The 20,563-nt window shown below is 65.2% G+C and carries 20 protein-coding genes; 12 read left to right on the forward strand and 8 right to left on the reverse strand.

Features of this window, described 5'->3' with window-relative positions:
• The first annotated feature begins 65 nt into the window (after positions 1-65).
• From VJV41_RS06070 to pth, 6 genes are all read left to right on the forward strand, one after another.
• Positions 66-1,046 (forward strand): ribose-phosphate diphosphokinase, encoded by a 981-nt coding sequence (locus VJV41_RS06070; RefSeq protein ID WP_325332138.1) that lies wholly within the window; start codon positions 66-68, stop codon positions 1,044-1,046.
• Positions 1,046-1,390 (forward strand): arsenate reductase (glutaredoxin), encoded by a 345-nt coding sequence (gene arsC, locus VJV41_RS06075; protein WP_325332140.1) that lies wholly within the window; start codon positions 1,046-1,048, stop codon positions 1,388-1,390. Before VJV41_RS06070 ends, arsC begins: the two co-directional genes overlap by 1 nt.
• A complete protein-coding gene (locus VJV41_RS06080) occupies positions 1,387-2,049 on the forward strand; it encodes an LpqN/LpqT family lipoprotein (protein ID WP_325332142.1) in 663 nt (220 codons plus the stop codon). Before arsC ends, VJV41_RS06080 begins: the two co-directional genes overlap by 4 nt.
• Positions 2,050-2,134: 85 nt before the next feature.
• On the forward strand, positions 2,135-3,007 hold the full coding sequence (locus tag VJV41_RS06085; RefSeq protein WP_325332144.1) for an oxidoreductase: 873 nt from the start codon (positions 2,135-2,137) through the stop codon (positions 3,005-3,007).
• 134 nt (positions 3,008-3,141) lie between these two features.
• Positions 3,142-3,810: a 50S ribosomal protein L25/general stress protein Ctc gene (locus VJV41_RS06090; protein WP_325332146.1), complete on the forward strand. Its 669-nt coding sequence runs from the start codon at positions 3,142-3,144 to the stop codon at positions 3,808-3,810.
• A 6-nt stretch (positions 3,811-3,816) separates the two neighbouring features.
• Entirely contained in the window at positions 3,817-4,392 is a 576-nt protein-coding gene (gene pth, locus VJV41_RS06095) for an aminoacyl-tRNA hydrolase (RefSeq protein WP_325332148.1), read from the forward strand.
• A gap of 72 nt (positions 4,393-4,464) precedes the next feature.
• On the opposite strand, the gene VJV41_RS06100 is transcribed toward pth, so the two are convergent.
• Positions 4,465-5,493, reverse strand: a complete 1,029-nt coding sequence (locus tag VJV41_RS06100) for an epoxyqueuosine reductase (RefSeq protein ID WP_325332150.1) — start codon at positions 5,491-5,493, stop codon at positions 4,465-4,467.
• Positions 5,494-5,592: 99 nt separating this feature from the next.
• Here VJV41_RS06100 and VJV41_RS06105 point away from each other — a divergent pair, with 99 nt between their 5' ends.
• Positions 5,593-6,132, forward strand: a complete 540-nt coding sequence (locus VJV41_RS06105; RefSeq protein WP_325332152.1) for a DUF6611 family protein — start codon at positions 5,593-5,595, stop codon at positions 6,130-6,132.
• Here VJV41_RS06105 and VJV41_RS06110 read toward each other — a convergent pair.
• Both VJV41_RS06110 and VJV41_RS06115 read right to left on the reverse strand, forming a co-directional pair.
• The gene (locus VJV41_RS06110; RefSeq protein WP_325332154.1) at positions 6,129-6,977 is read right to left on the reverse strand and encodes an ABC transporter permease; all 849 of its coding nucleotides are present in this window, start codon (positions 6,975-6,977) and stop codon (positions 6,129-6,131) included. The two genes, VJV41_RS06105 and VJV41_RS06110, sit on opposite strands and share 4 nt — an antisense overlap.
• The gene (locus VJV41_RS06115; RefSeq protein WP_325332156.1) at positions 6,974-7,960 is read right to left on the reverse strand and encodes an ATP-binding cassette domain-containing protein; all 987 of its coding nucleotides are present in this window, start codon (positions 7,958-7,960) and stop codon (positions 6,974-6,976) included. Before VJV41_RS06115 ends, VJV41_RS06110 begins: the two co-directional genes overlap by 4 nt.
• Positions 7,961-8,052: 92 nt before the next feature.
• Between VJV41_RS06115 and VJV41_RS06120 the strand changes: the two genes are divergently transcribed.
• Together VJV41_RS06120 and VJV41_RS06125 are read left to right on the forward strand one after the other, a co-directional pair.
• Positions 8,053-9,501: a lipase maturation factor family protein gene (locus VJV41_RS06120; protein ID WP_325332158.1), complete on the forward strand. Its 1,449-nt coding sequence runs from the start codon at positions 8,053-8,055 to the stop codon at positions 9,499-9,501.
• A 72-nt stretch (positions 9,502-9,573) separates the two neighbouring features.
• The gene (locus VJV41_RS06125) at positions 9,574-10,494 is read left to right on the forward strand and encodes a hypothetical protein (protein ID WP_325332160.1); all 921 of its coding nucleotides are present in this window, start codon (positions 9,574-9,576) and stop codon (positions 10,492-10,494) included.
• Between the two features lie 57 nt (positions 10,495-10,551).
• On the opposite strand, the gene VJV41_RS06130 is transcribed toward VJV41_RS06125, so the two are convergent.
• Positions 10,552-12,186, reverse strand: a complete 1,635-nt coding sequence (locus VJV41_RS06130; RefSeq protein WP_325332162.1) for a fatty acyl-AMP ligase — start codon at positions 12,184-12,186, stop codon at positions 10,552-10,554.
• 284 nt (positions 12,187-12,470) lie between these two features.
• Positions 12,471-13,436, reverse strand: coding sequence for a 4-(cytidine 5'-diphospho)-2-C-methyl-D-erythritol kinase (locus VJV41_RS06135; RefSeq protein ID WP_325332164.1), 966 nt, complete (start codon positions 13,434-13,436; stop codon positions 12,471-12,473).
• 103 nt (positions 13,437-13,539) lie between these two features.
• On the opposite strand from VJV41_RS06135, the gene VJV41_RS06140 reads away from it, so the two are divergent.
• Positions 13,540-14,337, forward strand: a complete 798-nt coding sequence (locus VJV41_RS06140) for a serine/threonine-protein kinase (RefSeq protein ID WP_325332166.1) — start codon at positions 13,540-13,542, stop codon at positions 14,335-14,337.
• An 80-nt stretch (positions 14,338-14,417) separates the two neighbouring features.
• The gene (locus tag VJV41_RS06145; RefSeq protein WP_325332168.1) at positions 14,418-15,908 is read left to right on the forward strand and encodes an amino acid permease; all 1,491 of its coding nucleotides are present in this window, start codon (positions 14,418-14,420) and stop codon (positions 15,906-15,908) included.
• A 3-nt stretch (positions 15,909-15,911) separates the two neighbouring features.
• Here the strand turns inward: VJV41_RS06145 and rsmA are convergent, their stop codons facing one another.
• The 3 genes from rsmA to VJV41_RS06160 all read right to left on the reverse strand — a co-directional run bounded on the left by rsmA (position 15,912) and on the right by VJV41_RS06160 (position 18,946).
• A complete protein-coding gene (rsmA, locus tag VJV41_RS06150) occupies positions 15,912-16,868 on the reverse strand; it encodes a 16S rRNA (adenine(1518)-N(6)/adenine(1519)-N(6))-dimethyltransferase RsmA (protein WP_325332273.1) in 957 nt (318 codons plus the stop codon).
• On the reverse strand, positions 16,865-17,929 hold the full coding sequence (locus tag VJV41_RS06155) for a transglycosylase family protein (RefSeq protein ID WP_414684893.1): 1,065 nt from the start codon (positions 17,927-17,929) through the stop codon (positions 16,865-16,867). Before VJV41_RS06155 ends, rsmA begins: the two co-directional genes overlap by 4 nt.
• A gap of 174 nt (positions 17,930-18,103) precedes the next feature.
• On the reverse strand, positions 18,104-18,946 hold the full coding sequence (locus VJV41_RS06160; RefSeq protein WP_325332172.1) for a TatD family hydrolase: 843 nt from the start codon (positions 18,944-18,946) through the stop codon (positions 18,104-18,106).
• Positions 18,947-18,970: 24 nt separating this feature from the next.
• Here VJV41_RS06160 and metG point away from each other — a divergent pair, with 24 nt between their 5' ends.
• Complete coding sequence (metG, locus tag VJV41_RS06165; protein ID WP_325332174.1) at positions 18,971-20,506, forward strand: methionine--tRNA ligase; 1,536 nt, start codon at positions 18,971-18,973, stop codon at positions 20,504-20,506.
• Positions 20,507-20,563 lie beyond the last annotated feature (57 nt).

A 20,563-nucleotide genomic window follows, 5' to 3' on the forward strand; every position in this document is an offset into this window, starting at 1 on the left:
CCGTTGTTGGCATTCCGGCAACCCGTACGATTAGGCCGTATCGATCCCCGAGCAATGAGGGCACCGTGGGCACCGAGTGGACCGACAACCGCAAGAATTTGATGCTCTTCTCGGGTCGCGCGCACCCTGAGTTGGCCGAGCAGGTGGCCAAGGAGCTCGACGTCCCGGTCACCGCGCAAACCGCTCGCGACTTTGCGAACGGCGAGATCTTCGTCCGTTTCGATGAATCGGTCCGTGGCTGCGACGCTTTCGTGCTGCAGTCGCATCCTTGGCCACTGAACCAGTGGCTGATGGAACAGCTGATCATGATCGACGCGCTCAAACGCGGCAGCGCCAAGCGGATCACCGCGATCCTGCCGTTCTATCCGTATGCCCGGCAGGACAAGAAGCACCGCGGCCGCGAGCCGATCTCGGCGCGGCTGGTCGCCGACCTGCTCAAGACCGCCGGCGTCGACCGCATCGTGACGGTGGACCTGCACACCGACCAGATCCAGGGCTTCTTCGACGGGCCGGTGGATCACATGCGGGCGCAGAACCTGCTGTGCGGCCACATCGCCGAGAACTACGCCGACCACGACATGGTCGTCGTCTCCCCCGACTCCGGCCGTGTCCGGGTCGCCGAGAAGTGGGCCGACGCGTTGGGCGGAGTACCGCTGGCCTTCATCCACAAGACGCGTGACCCGCTGGTGCCCAACCAGGTGAAGTCCAACCGTGTCGTCGGCGACGTCAAGGGCAAGACCTGCATCCTCACCGACGACATGATCGACACCGGCGGCACGATTGCGGGCGCGGTCAAGTTGCTGAAGGACGACGGTGCGGGCGACGTCATCATCGCCGCGACACACGGTGTGCTGTCGGACCCGGCCCCGCAGCGGCTGGCCGAGTGCGGTGCGCGCGAGGTCATCGTCACGAACACCCTGCCGATCGGTGAGGACAAGCAGTTCCCGCAGCTGACCGTGCTGTCGATTGCGCCGCTGCTGGCCAGCACGATTCGTGCCGTGTTCGAAAACGGCTCGGTGACAGGCCTTTTCGACGGGTCGGCGTAGTGGCGGACAGCGTCATCTATCACAATCCGCGCTGTTCGACGTCGCGTAAGACGCTGGACTTGTTGCGGGACAACGGCATCGAACCCACCGTCATCCAGTACTTGAAGACGCCGCCATCGCGCGATGAGCTGGTCAAGATGATCAAGGACGCCGGTATCGATGTCCGCACCGCGGTGCGCAAGCGTGAGCCGCTGTACGCAGAACTGAACCTCGCCGACGCCGGCGACGACGAACTGCTCGATGCGATGGCCGAGAATCCAATCCTGATCGAGCGACCGTTCGTCGTGACCCCCAAAGGCACCCGGCTGGCCCGGCCGATAGACGCGGTCCGAGAGATTTTGTGAGATTGCGCCGAGGCGCGGTGGTCGCGCTGGTGCTTCTCGCCGCGACGGGTTGCGGCGCGGAAAGCCCTGACTACCAATCAGTTTGGTCGACGTCGGCGACCACGACGGCTCCCTCGACGAGCGCCGAGGCGCCGGTGCCCATCGCGCAGTACCTCGAGAGCGTCGGCGTCACCGGTGACCCCATCGCACCCGACAAGCTCACCGATCTGACGGTGACGATGCCGCAGCCGAAGGGCTGGCAGGGTTACAGCAACCCGAATCTGTCGCCGGGCACGCGCGTGGTCGCCAAGGGCGACACCTACCCCACCGCGATGCTGATGGTGTTCAAACTGAACGGCAACTTCGACGTGAACGAGGCCATCAAGCATGGCTACGCCGACGCCGAACTATCGCAGAACTTCAAGCGGCTCAACGCCTCGACTGACAACTGGCACGGCTTCCCGTCATCGATGATCGAGGGCAGCTACGACCTCAATGGCCGTCGCATGCACAGCTACAACCGCGTCGTCATCCCGACGGGCGCGCCGCCGGCGAATCAGCGGTATCTCGTTCAGTTCACGGTGACGGGGTATGCGGAGAAGGCCGCCGAGGAGGCGTCCGACATCGAAGCCGTCATCGGCGGATTCAACGTCGCGCTGCCAGGCGCACCGCCCAAGTAGTTATGCCGAGCAGACGCAAAACTGCCCATTTTCCGGCGGATTGGGTCAGTTTTGCGTCTGCTCGCGGTCATCTAGGGTAAGCGTCATGAGCGAGTGGACCGCTGCCGATCTGCCGTCGTTCGCCGGACGCACCGTCGTCGTCACCGGCGCCAACAGCGGCCTGGGCTTGGTGACCGCGAGCGAACTGGCCCGCGTCGGTGCCAAGACAATCCTCGCGGTGCGCAACGTGGACAAGGGAACCCAAGCCGCCGCCACCATGACCGGCGACGTCGAGGTCCGCAAGCTCGACCTACAGGACCTGTCCTCGGTGCGTGAATTCGCGGCCGGCGTCGACGGTCTCGACGTGCTTGTCAACAACGCCGGCATCATGGCCGTGCCGTACGCACAAACGGTCGACGGGTTCGAAAGCCAGATCGGCACCAACCACCTCGGCCACTTCGCGCTGACCAATCTGCTGCTGCCGAAGATCACCGACCGGGTGGTGACGGTGTCGTCGATGATGCACCTGCTGGGCTACATCAGCCTCAACGACCTGAACTGGAAGTCGCGGCCGTATTTCGCCTGGCCGGCCTACGGGCAGTCGAAGCTGGCCAACCTGTTGTTCACCAGCGAGCTGCAGCGCCGGCTGAACGCGGCCGGCTCGAAGATCAGGGCACTCGTCGCCCATCCCGGCTACTCGGCGACCAACCTGCAGGGCCAGACCGGCAACCGGATGGGCACCAAAATCTGGGATGCCGGCAACCAGTTCTTCGCCACCACGGCCGACTTCGGCGCGCGCCAAACGCTGTACGCGGTGTCGCAAGATCTGCCGGGCAACAGCTTCGTCGGCCCGCGGTTCGCCATGCGGGGATCGACGGGGCTCACTGCATTTCGCAGCCCGCTGGCCCGCAGCGCGAAGAAAGCGACCGCGCTGTGGGAACTATCTGAGCAGCTCACGGACACCAAATTTCCGCTGTAGGTGCTGACTGCGCTACCCTTGCGGGCGCGTCACGGCGAGGGTGGTCACAGCCACCGTTATCGACGGGATCCCGCATCTGATGGTTTGCGACCCTGGCCGTGCCCGAAACAACGACCGGCACAGGAGCAACACCCATGGCTAAGACTTCCACCGCGAACAAGCTGACCGCTGCAGTCCGCAGCGAGACCGGCAAGGGCGCGTCGCGCCGCGCCCGCCGCGAGGGCAAGGTCCCCGCTGTCCTCTACGGCCACGGCACCGACCCGCAGCACCTCGAACTCGACGCCCGCGACTTCTCGGCCGTGCTCCGCCACTCCGGCACCAACGCGGTGCTGACCCTCGATATCGAGGGCAAGGAGCAGCTGGCGCTGACCAAGGCGCTCGAAATCCACCCGATCCGCCGCAACATCCAGCACGCCGACCTGCTCGTCGTGCGCCGCGGCGAGAAGGTCACCGTCGAGGTCAACGTCGTCATCGAGGGTGAGGCCGTTTCGGGTTCGCTGGTCACCCAGGACACCAACACCATCACGATCGAGTCGGATGTGCAGTCGATCCCCGAGCAGTTGAGTGTTTCCATCGAGGGCGCCGAGATCGGCACCCAGTTCACCGCGAGCTCGATCCCGCTGCCGAGCGGCGTCTCGCTGGTGTCGGATCCCGAGATGCTGGTGGTCAACGTCGTCTCTGCGCCGACAGCAGAGGACCTGGAGGGCGAGGGTGCAGGCGAGGCCGCAGAGGCCGAGGGCGTAGCGGTTGCCGAGGGCGAAGGCGAGGCTGCCGGAGAGGCACCCGCCGCGGAATCCGAGTAGTTCCGCATGGCCGAACCCGTTTTGGTGGTCGGCCTCGGCAATCCTGGACCGCGATACGCCACGACCCGGCACAACCTCGGTTTCGTCGTCGCCGACATCCTGGCCGCGCGGATCGGGGCCGGCTTCAAGGCGCACAAGAAGTCGGGCGCGGAAACGGCCACCGGAAAACTGGGCGGCCGCTCCGTGGTGTTGGCCAAGCCCCGGTGCTACATGAACGAGTCGGGGCGCCAGGTCGGGCCGCTGGCGAAGTTCTATTCGGTGCCGCCTGCCGATATTGTGGTGATCCACGACGAACTCGACATCGACTTCGGCCGCATCCGGCTGAAGTTCGGTGGCGGCGTCGCGGGCCACAACGGGCTGCGGTCGGTGGCGTCGGGCTTGGGCACCAACGACTTTCAGCGGGTGCGCATCGGTATCGGACGCCCGCCGGGCCGCATGGACGGCGCGGCGTTCGTGCTCGGAAACTTCACCAGCGCCGAGCAGCGGGAGGTGCCCACGATCTGCGAGCAGGCCGCTGACGCCACCGAGCTGCTCGTCAAGGACGGTTTGGAGCCGGCCCAGAACATCGTGCACGCCTGGTAATCGAGCGCGAACAGACGCAAAGGTCCCCGACACGCCGAGGTTTTGGCGCACTTTGCGTCTGCTCGCGAAGGGTCAGCGCCCCCGGATCCCGCTGTCGACGACCTCGACTTGCTTGTGCGGGTAGCGGCGTTCGGCGTGCGCCTTGGCCGCCGAATTCGGTAGCACGTAAAGGGTTTCGCGCTTGTCCTGCAGCGGCTTGAGTACCAGATCCATGAAGCCCTTGCGGTCGTCGAGGTAGGGCTCGATGACGTCCTCACCGGCCGGGCAGACAGCTAGGCAGTAGGCCGCCTTGTAGTTGGCCTTGAACGACAAGCTCTGCCACATCGACGCGTTTTCCGAATCGCTGACCCGCGAACGGAAGTCCTCTGCAGATGCGCTGTCCGCGATGGTCTGCGCCCAGTCGGTGAACCCGCCCATGAACTCGCGATAGTTGTGCACCGAACACGCGATGAAGTCGAAGTCACCATCCTTCTTGATCGCGCCGACCGGACAGGCGGCGACGCACAGCTTGCACTCCAGACACGGCGAATAGTCCAGCGGCTCACCGTAACTGGTGACCTCTGCGGCCACCAGGATCGTGCCGAGCAGGATGAAGTTGCCGAATTTCGGATGGATCACGTTGCGATGGATGCCCATCACGCCGAGGCCGGCAGCGACCGCGACGGGTTTGTGCGCGACCACCCAGATGCGGCCGGGAAACCTGTCCATTTCCATCGGGAAGGACATTGACGGGTTGATCGCGCGGTAGCCGGCGTCCTGCAGAGCGCGGGTGATTCGGTGGGCGGCCTCGTTCATGATCTCGCCGCTGCGGTGGAACTCCTGATTGGCCACGCTGCGCGCGGTCGACCGGACGTTGTCCCGGTTCATCTTCACCACCAGCGAGATGTAGCTCTGCGTCCCGGGCAGCGCGGCGTCGACGTGTTCTCGCTCGGAGGCGAGGTCCGGGTTGTCGACGCTGGCGAAGGCGACGTCGTCGGCACCGGCATCGAGGCACACCTGCCGCAGCCAGTCGGCGTCGATAACGCTCGATTGGACCCTCTTCCGTGACATCACCGCGCGGACCGTCGGGTGGTCGGCGAGCCGCGCGGGAATCTTGTCCATGCTGGGTATAGTACACACAACTCAGCTACGAACCCACACCGGCGTAAAGAATGCGTTCGGAGCCCGCGCTTCGCACAGAAATGCGGGTACACCGGAGTTATGGACGGAACACCGGGCTCCGGCCTGCTGCGCCACAGCTGGCAGCGGCTGCTCGACGGTGACCGTCGATGGGGATCGATCGACATCCGGCTGGATCGCTTCGGCGTCACCCGGTACCGGCTGGTGGTCTATCCGCCGGGCATCACCGAGTCCGAGCGCCGACGTGTGCGCATCGCACGTGGCTGGCCGCTTTGGGGGGCGCTGGCGTGGGTCGTCTGCGAAATCGTGCTCAGCCACGCGACCGCGCCATGGGCTGCATTCGCCATGTCGACGGCCGTGTACATCGGCTTGGGAATGGTGGCGGTTTGGATGGCCGGCGCGCCACGCACCCGCGTGCGCACCATGGCCGCGATGGTGATGGCCGGTCACCATGATCCGGCCTCGGGCGCAGTGCGTGACCGGCTGGAAGACCTCGCGGGCACGCTGATAACCGCCGATGAACGCCTTGCGGCAGGGCAGATCTCGCCGGCCGAGCACGAGATGGTGTGGTGGCGGATCTACGACCGGTTGGACTCCGGCCAGTCCACCACCACGACCTAGCCTGCGGTTCGGCGGGCGTAGGCGCGCAGGGCGAACGGTGCGAATACGGCCGTCAACGCCAGCGACCACAAAATGGTCGCCAGCACCGGGTGATGCAGCGGCAGCTGGGCGCTCTCCGGCGCGGGTCCGCCGTTGCCCCACAGCTCACGCATCGCCTGCGCCAGCGACGACACCGGGTTCCACTCCGCCATCACTCGCAGCCAATGCTGCATCGGCTCGGTAGGCGCAAAGGTGTTGGCCAGGAACGTGATCGGGAACAGGACGGTGAACATTACTCCATTGACGGCTTCAACAGACCGCATCACCGAACCGATGAGGATGCCGAACCAGATCATCGCGAAGCCGAACAGAAGGATCAAAGCGAATGCGAGCACGGCCTCGGCGACGCTGCCGCGAATCCGCCAGCCGATGGCCAGCCCCGTCACCGCCATCACCACCACACCGATCGTCGAGTGCAGCAGGCTGGCCACACTGCGGCCGATCAACACCGACGAGCGGGAGATCGGCAGCGACCGGAAGCGATCGATGATGCCCTTCTCCACGTCGGCGGTGATCCCCGACGCCACCACGAACGCGGTGAACACAATGGTCTGCGCCTGGATGCCCGGCAGCAGGAACTCCCGGTACGACGCGCCGCCCCCGGTGGCGATCGAGGCACCGAACACGAACGCGAACAGCAGCACGAACATGATCGGCTGCACTGTGACGTCGCTGAGCATCTCGGGCATGCGCTTGGTGTGGATCATGTTGCGTTTCACCATGATCCACGACTGCTGCGCGATATTGGTGCGGTGGGTCCGCGCAGGTTGCAGCTTGACGTGCGGCGTGGTCTCGACGGCCGTCACGCTTTCACCTCTTCCTCTTCGGTGCGGTGGCCGGTGAGCGATAGAAACACATCGTCGAGGCTGGGCCGGGACAGCCCGATGTCGTCGACGTCGATATCGCTGTCGCGCAGCCAGCCCGCGACCCGGACCATGTCGGCCAGCCCGTCGGCGGCCGCTGTCAGCTGGCGGGCGGCCGTGTCCACGAACACTTCGGCACCAGTCTTGCCCAGCAGCGCCTGCGCGGCAGGCAGATCGTCGGCGTTGGTGACGGTGACGATCAGGCTGGCGTTGCCCGCCTGCTGCTTGAGCTGCAGCGGCGAGCCCTCGGCGATGATCCGGCCCTTGTCGATCACCACGATGTTGTCGGCAAGCTGGTCGGCTTCCTCGAGATACTGCGTGGTCAACAACAGCGTCGTGCCCTGCTCGACCAGCCCGCGCAGCACGTCCCACAGATCGCTGCGGCTGCGGGGATCCAGGCCCGTGGTCGGCTCGTCGAGGAACAGCACCGGCGGCGACGCGAGCAGGCTGACGGCCAGGTCGAGCCGACGGCGCATACCGCCCGAATACGACTTGACCACCCGATCGGCGGCGTCGGCGATCGAAAACTGTTCCAGCAGTTGATTTCCCAGCCGCGCGAGCTCCTTGCGGCGGATACCGTATAGACCGCCGATCATCCGGATGTTCTCGCGGCCGGTGAGCAGTTCGTCGACGGTGGCCACCTGGCCGGTGAGGCCCATGCTGCGCCGCACCTTGTCAGGCTCGCGGCAGACGTCGTACCCGGCCACCCGCGCGGTGCCGCTGGTGGGCTCGGTGAGCGTGGCCATCATCCGCACCGTGGTGGTCTTGCCTGCGCCGTTGGGGCCAAGCAAGCCCAGCACGGTGCCTGGAGGGACCGCGAAGCTGACATGGTCGACGGCGGCGGTGTCGCCGAAGCGCTTCACGAGGTCGATCGCCTCGATCGCCGGTGTGGACATGGCACCGACCGTATCGGCGCCGACCGACATCAAGCCACCGAATTCTGCCGACGCAGACTAAACGGCCCGCGTGCGGGGTACAACCGGTGGTATGTCGATCCATCGTCCGAGGAGTTACGGGCATGGAATGGTTTGCCGCACCCGATTATTGGCTGGCTAGAGAAGTCCTGCAGCGCGGCGTCGCGGCGATTTATCTGGTCGCGTTTGTCGCGGCAGCCCGCCAATTCCGGGCGCTGATGGGTGAACACGGGATGCTGCCCATCCCGCGGTTTGTGGCGCGGCAGAAATTCGGGACGACGCCAAGCATCTTCCATTTCCACTACTCCGACCGGTTCTTCGCGGCGGTCTGTTGGTTCGGAGCTGCGCTGTCGGCGGCCATCCTTGCCGGTGCAATCGATCTGGTACCGCTGTGGGCGGCGATGCTCGCATGGCTGGCGCTCTGGGTCCTGTACCTGTCGATCGTCAACGTCGGGCAGAGGTGGTACGGATTCGGCTGGGAGTCTTTGCTGTTGGAAGCAGGCTTTCTGGCGATCTTCCTCGGCAACGACGAGACGGCGCCGCCGCTGCTGGTGCTGTTCCTGGCACGCTGGCTGCTGTTCCGTGTCGAGTTCGGCGCCGGGCTGATCAAATTGCGCGGCGACCGGTGCTGGCGCGACTTGACATGCCTGTACTACCACCACGAGACACAACCGATGCCCGGGCCGCTGAGTTGGTTCTTCCATCACCTGCCCAAGCCGCTGCACCGGGTGGAGGTGGCCGGCAACCACTTCGCGCAACTCGTCGTGCCGTTCGCGTTGTTCGCCCCCCAACCGGTGGCGAGTGTGGCCGCCGCGATCGTCATCGTCACCCAGATGTGGCTGGTGCTGTCCGGCAACTTCGCCTGGCTGAACTGGATCACGATCGTCCTGGCGTTCAGTGCGCTCGACCAGTCGTCATTCGCGTCTGTCCTGCCGGTGCCTGATCCACCGGCCCTCCCCGACCCTCCGCTCTGGTTCGCCGCCGTCGTGATGGCCTGCACGGTGTTCATGGTCGTCTTGAGCTACTGGCCGGTGCGCAACATGATCTCGAGCCATCAGCGCATGAATGCCTCGTTCAACCCGTATCACTTGGTCAACACGTTTGGGGCCTTCGGCACCGTCGGCCGTATCCGCTACGAGGTCGTGATCGAGGGCACCGACGAGCAGGACATCACCGACCACACGGTGTGGCGGGAATACGGATTCAAAGGCAAGCCGGGCGATCCGCGCCGGCTGCCGCGACAGTGGGCGCCCTACCATCTGCGCCTCGACTGGCTGATGTGGTTCGCCGCGCTTTCACCGGCCTACGCGCTGGACTGGCTCGGCCCGTTCGTCGCGCGGCTGCTGCGAAACGATGCGCCGACACTGCGCCTGCTTCGGCACAATCCATTTCCGGACTCGCCGCCGCATTATGTGCGGGCACAGCTGTATCAGTACCGGTTCACCACATGGCGAGAACTGCTGCACGAGCACGCATGGTGGGAGCGCGCCCTGGTCGGTGAGTACTTGCCGCCCGTCGCGCTCGGGACGGGGGCGGCTCGCGGAATTGGGTGACTTGCGTCATCGGTTGCATCGACGAATTCAAGTAGTCCGCTACTCGCGCCTCGCCATAAACCCCACGCCACGATGTCAATCAGCGATTTCCGATGCAACGTAAGGAGAGGACACATGGCTGACAGCAGGACTGGTGAGAGTAACGATCCACCGCCACCGCCCCCGACAAGGGATCTACTAGCCGCGCTCGCACGCGGCGACAGCACTACCCACGAGACGATCGTGTGCTTGAAAGACCACCACGCTGACTGTCTCGACGTCCTGGTTACGGCGATTGGTACCGCGGCCGCTGGTTCTCCGGAGCGCCAACGCGCCGCGCGATCCTTCCTTGATCCGAAACTCTTCGCCAACGCACCGGGCGACGACGCGCCCAGCCGACACAAAGCGCCCGGGCTTCCTGTCCTGCTCAATGGCACGTTGTACGACCCGTGCGACATCAAGCGGTTCGACGGAACTGCGTTGCATTTCGTTCCGGCCGCCGACCATATCGTTGCCATCGACGACCGTCGGGTGATAGCGGAGTACTGGCGGCAGTCCTTCATTTCTTCGGCGCTAGCCGACTCTCGGTATGGGGGCTATGGCGTTTTCCCTGCGAAGTTTGAATTCCCGCCGCTTGATACCGGTGTCCCCGATGCCCCGTACAGCCCGAATCCGGGGTTCGCTACGCCGGCGCCAACTTACGGGCGCTACGACGTCGGGACCACCTATTTCTACGACGACGACCGATGCCAGGGCGAAAGCCTGGCCTTGACAAGCAACCGTGGCTACGTGCGGCTCAGCAAGGTGGGCAGGGGCTTTCTCGGCCTTGGTGATTGGAACGATGTCATTTCTTCGGTGTCGACGATGAATCGGATTGTCGTTCTGTATGAGCACAAGAACTACGGCGGCTCGACCCTAACGTTGGAACGAGGCGATCGGACTTCTCGCAATGAATGGCTTGAATTGAATTCGCAAGGATGGAACGACCGCGCATCGTCGCTCGGGACCTGGTGACGCTCAGCCCGGCCACAGGCCATCGTCAAGCTGTGGGCCCACGCGGCAGTCGGGCTGCTAGGTGACGAGCGAGACGGAGTTGGAGCGGCGCAGCTTGCCCGACGGTGTCTTCGGGATGGTGCCCGGCCCCAGCACAACGACGTTGCGGGGACGAACGTCGACCTCGGCCACCACTTCGTGGGCGACCTGATGTTCGATGCGGCGCACCTCGACCGGGTCCTGCCAGGCGTTGGATTCCACCGCGACGGCGAACGTCTCGCGGGAGTGCCCGGCGTCGAGCCTCACCGCGACGGCGCAGCCCGGGCGAACCCCCTCGACGCGGCCGGCGGCGCGCTCGATGTCGGTCGGGTAGATGTTGCGGCCGGCCATGATGATCACGTCCTTCACGCGACCGCACACGATGATGTTTCCTGCCTCGGTGACATAGCCGAGGTCACCCGTGTCGTACCAGCCGTGCTCGTCCTGGGCTGGGATGAAGCCACCCATGGTGATGTAGCCGGGGGTCAGCGACTCGCCACGCAGTTCGATCACCCCGACGCCACGCGGCGGCATCACGTTGCCGTGCTCGTCGATGATGCGAGCTTCCAGGTCCTTCAGCAGCGGGCCCAGCGAGGCCAGCCGGCGAGTGTTGCCCTTGGTGGCGGGCACGGCGCGGCGCAGCGCGGCCAGCAGGTCGGCATCGACCTCGTCAACCACCAGGCCCGCCCCGCACGGAGAGAACGACACCGCCAGCGTCGTCTCGGCCATGCCGTAGGCAGGAAGGATGGCGTCGGGCTGCAGGCCGAACGGCTTACCCGCGTCCAGCAGGTCCTCCACATCGGCCGCCTCAACCGGCTCGGCGCCCGATAGGGCGAACCGCAGCGTGGACAGGTCGAACTGGCCGGGCTGGGCCTGCTTGCGCAACCGCTTGGCGAACAGCGAGTAGGCGAAGTTGGGCGCCGCGGTCATGGTGCCCTTGTACTTGTCGATGAGCTTGGCCCACAGCAGCGTGTCGCGCAGGAAGTCCATCGGGGTGACCTTGACCAGCTCAGCGCCGAAGTACATCGGGATCGTCAGGAAGCCGACCATGCCCATGTCGTGGAAGCAGGGCAGCCAGCTGACCATGACGTCCTTGTCGACGTCGTACTCGGCGCCGATGAACATCGCTTCGGCGTTGGAGTAGATGTTGCGGTGCGTGATCTGGACCGCCTTCGGCGACCCCGTCGAACCGGACGTCAGCTGCATCAGCGCCAGGTCGTCCTCGCCGACCTCGATCGGATCGATCGGATCCGATGCCAGCAGATCGGCGACCGTCAGAACCGAGATGCCCTTCTCCTCGAGCACAGGGATGGCAACCGTGAAAGGTTCGGAGACGATGACGGCCTTGGCTTCGATCATGCCGATGACGGTCAGCGTGTCCTCGGCCCACATCGCCAGGTCGGTGCGTGGCGTGGGCTGGTGCAGCATGGTCAGGCTGGCGCCGCGCATCCACAGGCCCTGGGCCGTCGGGGCGATCTCCACCGGGAAGCCGGCGAGCACGCCGACCGCGTCGCCGTGGCCGACGCCCGCGTTGGCCAGACCACCCGCGATGCAGCGGGCGCGCTCGTGAACCTCACCCCAGGTGTGCCGAACGGGCTCGTACGGTTCACCGGTGACCATGCCCGTCGCGACCGTGCGGGCGTTGCGATACATCTTCTCGGTGAATCGGCTCACGACGACCTCCTCGGTTCCGGCGCAAACGTCCGGGTGTAATGCTCCCGCTGATAGAAGGCGTTTCCGCGTAGGCGCGCACACATTTGGGGAGCGGTTATGTCTCGAATCGGTGATGCACCGGTTTGTCCTATATATCTGGAAAACCACCCGCCGGAGTTACCGGCGGGAGAAAGAGACGCGTCCGATGCCTGACCGCTAGCTTTCACCGCCGATCATCTTAAGCAACTCTTAAGTAGCCGCCAAACTGTAGCGAGAAATGAGGCCTGGGTCACACTTGGTTGTGATCAAACTGATGTCGACGGTGCTGGCACCACTCGGGCGCCGTGCACTGGGCCGCTGGCCACCCTGACGGTGCGGCATACGCCCGCGCCTGCGAGCTGCGCACCGACGTCGATCGCCGCGGCCGCAGACGAGCACAGGAACGCGCAGGTCGGGCCGGAGCCCGAGACGATTCCGGCGAGGGCGCCGGCGTCCGCGCCTGCCCGAAGGGTGCGACGCAGCCCCGGGTGAAGGCTCAGCGCCGCCGGCTGCAGGTCGTTGCCGAGCAGCGGCGCCAGCTCAGTTGGGTCGCCCGACGCCAGCGCGGCCAGCACCGGCTCAGGGTCCTCAAGCCGCGGCGGCTGCTCCCGGCCCGCCTCGCGTAACCGGTCGATTTCGCTGAACACCGCGGGCGTCGACAACCCGCCCTCGGCGAAGGCCAGCACCCAGTGGAACGTGTTGCGGGCCAGCACGGTGGCCAGCTCCTCGCCGCGACCCGTCCCCAAAGCCGTGCCGCCGTGCAGCGCGAACGGCACGTCGCTGCCGAGCTGGGCGGCCAGTGCGTGCAGGTCGCGCCGTGGCACGCCGAGCTCCCACAGCGTGTTGATGGCCACCAGCACCGCCGCGGCGTCGGCGCTGCCGCCCGCCATACCCCCCGCGACCGGGATGGACTTCTCGATGGAGATCGCGACGTCGGGTGCCCGCCCGACGTGCTCGGCCATCAATTCGGCCGCTTGCCAGGCAAGGTTGCGCTCGTCGGTGGGCAGCGACTCCACACCTTCGCCGGACATGTCCAGCGACAACACATCGGCGTTGCGCACGGTGACCTCGTCGAGCAGCGACACCGCGTGGAAGACGGTCGTCAGCTCGTGATAGCCGTCGTCGCGACGGTCACCGACGGCCAGGTAGAGATTGACCTTGCCCGGGACCCGCACGGTCACCGACCCGGTGGGCACCCACTCGGAGGCGGTGTTTCCGTCGGATGCAGACACGGCACGACCCTAGCGCCGCGACGCGCAAGGCAGGAGCCGAAGCATCGAGATAGGAGGCCGTTCCGGGCCAGTGCAGACCGACAGCAAACCCTAGGCTGTGAGGATGCTTGCGCCCGGCGACCGGTTCGAGGGTTACGTCGTGGACGCGGCTCTGGGCCACGGCGGATACGCGACGGTGTACCGGGCGCACGACGCCTCGGGCCCGGACCGCGCGGTTGCCCTGAAGGTTCTCGACGAGCAGCATCGGCATCTGGCGCAACTCGCCCGTCTGCGCCGGGAATTCGGGTTCGCCCATCAGCTCGATCACCCCCACATCGTCACCGTGTATGAACGCGGGCCGGGTTGGCTCTCCATGGAGCTCATCTCCGGGGGCACCGTCGCCACGCTGCCAGCGACGCCGGATCGTCTTGCCGCACTGGCGCAGATCGCCGACGCGCTGGACTACATACACAACCGGCAAATCGTGCACTGCGACGTCAAGCCGTCGAATATTCTTGTGCACCAGGACTTCCCACGCGACGGCGCAGTTCTCATCGACTTCGGAGTGGCGCTTTCGATCACCGATGACATCGGCTATCACGCCACCCACGTCGAGGCATCGCTGCCATATTCAGCGCCGGAATTGCTCACCGGGCATGCACCCAGCGAAGCCACTGACGAGTACGCGCTGGCATGCACGATGGTTGAACTGCTCACGGGTACACCACCATTCACAGCCAACACACAAATGGGACTGATCAACGCTCACCTGCACAGTCCGCCGCCGCGCCGCTCCCGCGAGATCGACTGGCTGCCACGCGTTTTCGACTCGATTTTGGCCAAGGCCATGGCGAAGAATCCTCACGACCGCTACCAATCCTGCCGCGAGTTTACTTCATTGATCGCACGGGCGCTGCGGTAACGTCGGCCAAACCCTTTTGTAACGCACCTTTTACGGCTGCCGAGTTTCCGCATGGACTGCACAGAGCTAACGTCGCTCAAATGTCATCTGCCACCGATTACGACACATCAGCGCTGGCCCATGAGGACGAGGGTTACCACAAGGGCCTCAAGCCACGACAGCTGCAGATGATCGCCATCGGCGGCGCGATCGGCACCGGCCTTTTCATGGGCGCAGGTGGGCGCTTGCACAGCGCAGGACCAGGGCTGTTCATCGTGTATGCGGTGTGCGGAGTGTTCGTCTTCTTCATCCTGCGGGCACTGGGTGAGCTTGTGCTGCACCGCCCTTCGTCGGGTTCGTTCGTCTCGTATGCGCGCGAATTCCTCGGCGAGAAGGCCGCCTACGTCGCGGGCTGGATGTATTTCTTCAACTGGGCCTGCACATCGATCGTCGACGTCACCGCGATCGCGCTGTACATGCACTACTGGGGCGCGTTCAAGGCCGTTCCGCAATGGACAATCGCGCTGATCGCGTTGGTCATCGTGCTGACGATCAACATGATCTCGGTGAAACTCTTTGGCGAGATGGAGTTTTGGGCCGCCTTGATCAAGGTCATCGCGCTGGTCACGTTCCTGGTCGTCGGGATCATCTTCCTCGCGGGCCGGTTCACCATCGGTGGGCAGGCCACCGGAGTCTCGGTCATCGCCGACAACGGAGGCATCCTGCCCAGCGGGCTCCTGCAACTGGTGATCATCACGTCTGGAGTGATATTCGCTTATGCCGCAGTCGAATTGGTGGGAACCGCAGCAGGTGAGACGGAGAACCCAGCCGAGGTGATGCCGCGGGCAATCAACTCGGTGGTGTTCCGCATCGCCGTGTTCTACGTCGGGTCCCTGATCCTGTTGGCGCTGCTACTGCCGTACACCGCCTACAAATCTGGCACCAGTCCGTTCGTCACGTTCTTCTCGTCCATCGGCGTCCCGGCCGCCGGCGACATCATGAACTTCGTCGTGCTCACCGCCGCACTGTCCAGCCTCAACGCCGGGCTGTACTCGACCGGCCGGATCTTGCGCTCTATGGCGATGAACGGCAGCGCGCCGCAGTTCACCGCCAAGATGACGAGAAAGGGCGTGCCGTTCGCGGGCATCGCGCTGACCGCCTGCTTCACCGTGGTTGGCGTGTTCCTCAACCTGGTGGTGCCGGCCGAGGCGTTCAACATCGCGCTCGACCTGTCGGCGCTGGGCATCATCGCCTCGTGGGGCACCATCGTCATCTGCCAGATCCAGCTGTACCGCTGGTCCAAGCGCGGAATCCTGCAGCGCCCTGCGTTTCAGCTGTTCGGCACGCCCTACACCAGCTATGCCACGCTCGTGTTCCTCGTGGCCGTGACCGGGCTGATGTGCTACGAGAACTACTGGAATCTGGCGGCGATGGTCGTCATCGTGCCAGCGCTCATCGGCGGCTGGTACGCCGTGCGCGGGCGTGTGATGGAAATGGCACGCGAACGCGTCGGATACACCGGCAACTACCCGGTGGTCGCCGAGACGCCGCTGATGGACGAGCTGCTCGACAAGGACAACCGCGACGGCTGAGCGCTACAGCGTTGTCCCGACGCCTGACTCTTCCGAAGCTGACCGTGACTCTGACCGCTCCCGCCGCTGCGACAGCGCCTGCCGGCCCCTGGGCTCCTCCCATTCGCCGGAGCGCTGCAGCAGCCGCACGAAGTCCGCAACCGACAGCGTCTCGCCGCGGCGGGACGGGTCGATGCTGGCGGCCAGCAGCCGGCGTGCCGATTCGTTGCCCGAACCGGCCCACTCCGCGAACGCATTGCGCGAAGTCTTCCTGCGCTGGGCGAACGCCACGTCGATCAGCCCGAACACCTGGTCACGGAATTCGGCGTCGGTGGGCCATGGTGTCGATTCGTAGCGGTCGATGCGGACCAGCCCGGAGTACACCCTAGGAATCGGCCAGAACACCGTCGGTGACACCATGCCGTAGCGCCGCACGTTGCCGAAGAACCGCACCTTGACGCTGGGCACGCCGTAGTCCTTGCCACCAGGTTCGGCGGCCAGTCGCTCGGCGACCTCGGCCTGCACCATCACCATCACCGTCCGGATGGACGGGAACTCGGCGAGCAGATGCAGCAGCGCGGGGACCGCGACGTTGTAGGGCAGGTTCGCCACCAGCGCCGTCGGCTCATCGGCCAGGTCAGGCCGGTGCAGCGTGAGGATGTCCCGGTTGAGCACCGTCAGCCGGTTGATCTCGCTGTGCGAATGATCAGCGATCGTCTTGGGCAGCTGGCGCGCGAGTATCGGGTCGATCTCGACGGCCGTGACCCTGGCACCCCGGTCGAGCAGGGCCAGCGTCAAAGAGCCGAGACCGGGACCGACCTCGAGAACATGGTCATGACGATTGACGCCGGACGCCGAAACGATGCGGCGAACGGTGTTCGCGTCATGGACGAAGTTCTGGCCGAACGACTTGCGTGGCCGGAAATCAATCTCTTTAGCGAGATGTCGTATCTCGGTTCGACCGAGTAGCCGGATTGTCAGGACGCCCCCACTCTCCCACTGCACACGGGCCACGCGCCCCATCCTTGCCGCGCCCGAGTGACTTCAGCAATCGCAATCTGTTCTTCTCTTGTCGCCAAATCTGCCCTCGCAGCATACCTCAGACCGCCGTTTCGCTCCCATGTGTTTTGATCAAATTGGACACCACCGTAAAAACCGTTACCGGTGTTGATGGCCCAATTACCTCCGGCTTCGCACCGGGAAAGAGCATCCCATTGGCCTCCGTTAGTGACCGGAGGGACCTCAGTGCCAGGCTTGGCACCTACCCGCAGCACCCCGTCCCTTGCGGGCACAACCACGACATTGGCTACTGGCAGCCTGCCAGTTTCTACACCATTCACTTTCGCGATGGCGAATGTTACGTCCTGCGTTCCAGGTGTTCCTGGGTCCTCGACGGCCTGACGACTCATGTTCATCGTCGCGTCGTCGATCCGCGTGTTGTTCGGATTCAGCGGGACACGCTCGGTCACCTTTTCGATCCGGACGCGGGTCACCTGGATCTGCATGCCGTCAAACACCGGCGACGAAGCTGGCGGGTCAACGGTGTCGCGCTGCTGCAGCGGCACACCGGCGGCCTCCAGCAGACTGGCGACATTGGGCGCGGCAAGACGGACGGTACGCACGGCGCCACCGTCGTTGAGCTGCACAGTCTTGGCACTGACCACTGGCAGCGACATGCCGGCAAGCGGGACGCGGCTGCCGCGCGAGGCCGCGGCAGGGGCCTTGTCGGTCATCTGCAGCTGTGCGAGCGCCTCGTCGACCGTCGACGCCGTCGTCCAGACCTGGCGGCTGTTCTCGCCGTCGAGGGAGATCTGCAGCGGGCGACTGCGGCGCAGCACGATCGTGTCGGATTGATGGACGTCCTCGTTGGCTGCCGGGTAGAGGTCGTCGCGATCGCCGACGTCGAATCCGTTCTCCTTGACGACGTCGATCACGCGCGACTTCATCGTCGACACCGTCATGGCGGCGCCGTCCACGGTCAGTGTCACCGACTTTTGGGCAGCAACGGCAAATCCGCCGGCGAAGGTCAGCGCGAGCAACATCGCACCAACCAGAAGGCGCAGTATCGGCGAGCGCTCTTCGTGGAGCTCTTGCAAAGTATTCAAAACGTGGTCTACCCCGACTATCGGACGTGCGCCAAAAGGACCGGTGTCGCTGGGCGCGATGTCGCCGGCCTTCCGGCTCCGTGTTCGATCACAGCACGGTAACGAAAAGGCCTAGGGGCGGCAACTTGCCAGCCCGTAGGCGCGAACGGCCGTCGTAGTACTTTCCCGCGCAAGTTCTTCTGCGGGCCGCTCGACAACATCGGCGAGCGCACGAACCGTGTACGGCAAGCAGTACGGCTCGTTCGGGGCGCCACGATACGGGTGCGGAGTCAAAAACGGCGCATCGGTCTCCACGAGCAGCTGGTCGGGCGGTATGAACGACGCCGCCTCGCGCAGCGCCTTTGCGTTTTTGAAGCTGACGGTGCCCGCCAGGCTCAGCAGCCACCCGTTGGCCACACAGGTGCGGGCCATCTGCGCGTCCGACGAGAAGCAGTGGAAGATCACGGTGTCGGGTGCACCCTCGGCGTTGAGCACGTCGAGAACCTCGGCGTCGGCGTCGCGGTTGTGGATCATCAGCGGCTTGCCCGTGCGTTTGGCGAGGTCGATGTGCCAGGCGAAGGCGTCTCGCTGGGTCGTGAGCTCGGCGCAGCCGTCGAGCTTGCCCGGCCAGTACATGTCGAGGCCGGTCTCGCCGATCGCGACGACGCGCGGGTGTTCTGCCAGCCGTTCGATGACGGTCCTGGCTTCCTCGGTGAGCGCGTCGGCGCGTGTCGGGTGCAGCGCGACGGCCGCGTACACACGAGGGTCCCAATCTGCGGCCTCGGTCACCCACCGCGCGGACTCGAGATCGTCGGCGATGGTGACGACGGCCTGTACACCGACGGCGGCGGCACGGTCGACGATCGCTTTGACGCTTTGGGCGTCGGTGGCCCCGCAGGCATCGAGATGGGTGTGCGCATCGACCAATGGGCTCAGCGGTTCCGGGGCGGGCGGCGCCGGGCGCTTCGAGGTCACCGCAACACAATAAGGTGAGGACAAATGAGCGAGCCGTACTACATCACGACAGCCATCGCCTATCCCAACGGCGACCCCCACGTCGGGCATGCCTACGAATACATCGCCACCGACGCGATCGCGCGGTTCAAGCGACTCGACGGGTACGACGTGCGCTTCCTCACTGGCACCGACGTCCACGGACTCAAGATGGCCGAGACGGCGGCGGCCGAGGGCATTCCGACCGCGGAGCTGGCTCGGCGCAATTCCGACGTGTTCCAGCGGATGCAGGAGCGGCTCAACATCTCGTTCGACCGGTTCATCCGCACCTCGGACGCCGACCACTACGAGGCCTCCAAGGAGATTTGGCGCCGGATGAACGAGACCGGCGACATCTACCTCGACGCATACAAGGGCTGGTACTCGGTGCGCGACGAGCGGTTCTTCACCGAGGCCGAGACGACCGTGGGCGCCGACAATGTGCGGATCGCCACCGAGACCGGCGCACCGGTGACGTGGACCGAGGAGCAGACGTACTTCTTCAAGCTGTCGGCCTATGCGGACAGGCTGCTGGCGCACTACAAGGCTCACCCCGAGTTCATCGAGCCCGACGTGCGCCGCAACGAGGTGGTCAGCTTCGTCTCCGGCGGGCTGCGCGACTTGTCGATCTCGCGGACGACGTTCGACTGGGGTGTGCCGGTGCCCGACCACCCCGACCATGTGATGTATGTGTGGGTCGACGCGCTGACGAACTACCTGACCGGCGTCGGCTTCCCGGACACGTCCTCGGAGTTGTTCAAGCGGTTCTGGCCGGCCGATCTGCACATGATCGGCAAGGACATCATCCGGTTCCACACGGTCTACTGGCCGGCGTTTTTGATGTCAGCGGGAATCGAGTTGCCGCGCAAGGTGTTTGTGCACGGCTTTCTGCTCAACCGTGGCGAAAAGATGAGCAAGTCGGTGGGCAACGTCGTCGACCCGCTGAACCTCATCGACACGTTCGGCGTGGACCAGGTGCGCTACTTCTTCCTGCGCGAGGTGCCGTTCGGACAGGACGGCAGCTACAGCGAAGAAGCGATCATCAGCCGCATCAACGCCGATTTGGCCAACGAGTTGGGCAATCTCGCGCAGCGCTCACTGTCCATGGTGGCCAAGAATCTCGATGGCATCGTCCCCGAGCCAGGCGAATTCACCGCCGACGACAAGGCGCTGGTGGAGGTGGCCGACGGGTTGATGGATCGAGTGCGGGGCCATTACGACTCCACTGCAATGCATCTCGCGCTCGAGGCGATCTGGTCGGTGCTCGGCGCGGCCAACAAGTACTTCTCCGCACAGGAACCGTGGGTGCTCCGCAAGACGGACGCCGAACGCTTCAAGACCGTGCTCTACACGACGTTGGAAACGGTGCGGATCGCGGCGCTGCTGAGCCAGCCTGCGATGCCCGCATCGACGGCGAAGCTGCTCGACCTGCTCGGACAGCCGGACGAGGCGCGGACGTTCGCGGCGATCGACACCCGATTGGTTCCCGGCACGGCATTGCCGGCGCCTGTCGGCGTGTTTCCGCGTTATCAAACGGAGTGAGCGCCTGCGCCGTGGCGCAATCTCAGCGGTACCGCCAGGACACACTGGAGTAACGCC

Origin of the sequence: Mycobacterium sp. (assembly GCF_035274705.1) — a bacterium.
Taxonomy (GTDB): Bacteria; Actinomycetota; Actinomycetes; order Mycobacteriales; family Mycobacteriaceae; genus Mycobacterium.

Bases quoted from the DNA above. Each gene is read 5' to 3' on its own strand.
- VJV41_RS06155 (WP_414684893.1), bottom strand. From the start codon at position 17,929: ATGTTGCTCGCGCTGACCTTCGCCGGCGGATTTGCCGTTGCTGCCCAA.
- VJV41_RS06120 (WP_325332158.1), top strand. From the start codon at position 8,053: ATGGAATGGTTTGCCGCACCCGATTATTGGCTGGCTAGAGAAGTCCTG.
- VJV41_RS06090 (WP_325332146.1), top strand. From the start codon at position 3,142: ATGGCTAAGACTTCCACCGCGAACAAGCTGACCGCTGCAGTCCGCAGC.
- VJV41_RS06125 (WP_325332160.1), top strand. From the start codon at position 9,574: ATGTCAATCAGCGATTTCCGATGCAACGTAAGGAGAGGACACATGGCT.
- VJV41_RS06100 (WP_325332150.1), bottom strand. From the start codon at position 5,493: ATGGACAAGATTCCCGCGCGGCTCGCCGACCACCCGACGGTCCGCGCG.
- VJV41_RS06140 (WP_325332166.1), top strand. From the start codon at position 13,540: ATGCTTGCGCCCGGCGACCGGTTCGAGGGTTACGTCGTGGACGCGGCT.
- VJV41_RS06115 (WP_325332156.1), bottom strand. From the start codon at position 7,960: ATGTCGGTCGGCGCCGATACGGTCGGTGCCATGTCCACACCGGCGATC.
- metG (WP_325332174.1), top strand. From the start codon at position 18,971: ATGAGCGAGCCGTACTACATCACGACAGCCATCGCCTATCCCAACGGC.
- VJV41_RS06105 (WP_325332152.1), top strand. From the start codon at position 5,593: ATGGACGGAACACCGGGCTCCGGCCTGCTGCGCCACAGCTGGCAGCGG.
- pth (WP_325332148.1), top strand. From the start codon at position 3,817: ATGGCCGAACCCGTTTTGGTGGTCGGCCTCGGCAATCCTGGACCGCGA.
- VJV41_RS06145 (WP_325332168.1), top strand. From the start codon at position 14,418: ATGTCATCTGCCACCGATTACGACACATCAGCGCTGGCCCATGAGGAC.
- VJV41_RS06085 (WP_325332144.1), top strand. From the start codon at position 2,135: ATGAGCGAGTGGACCGCTGCCGATCTGCCGTCGTTCGCCGGACGCACC.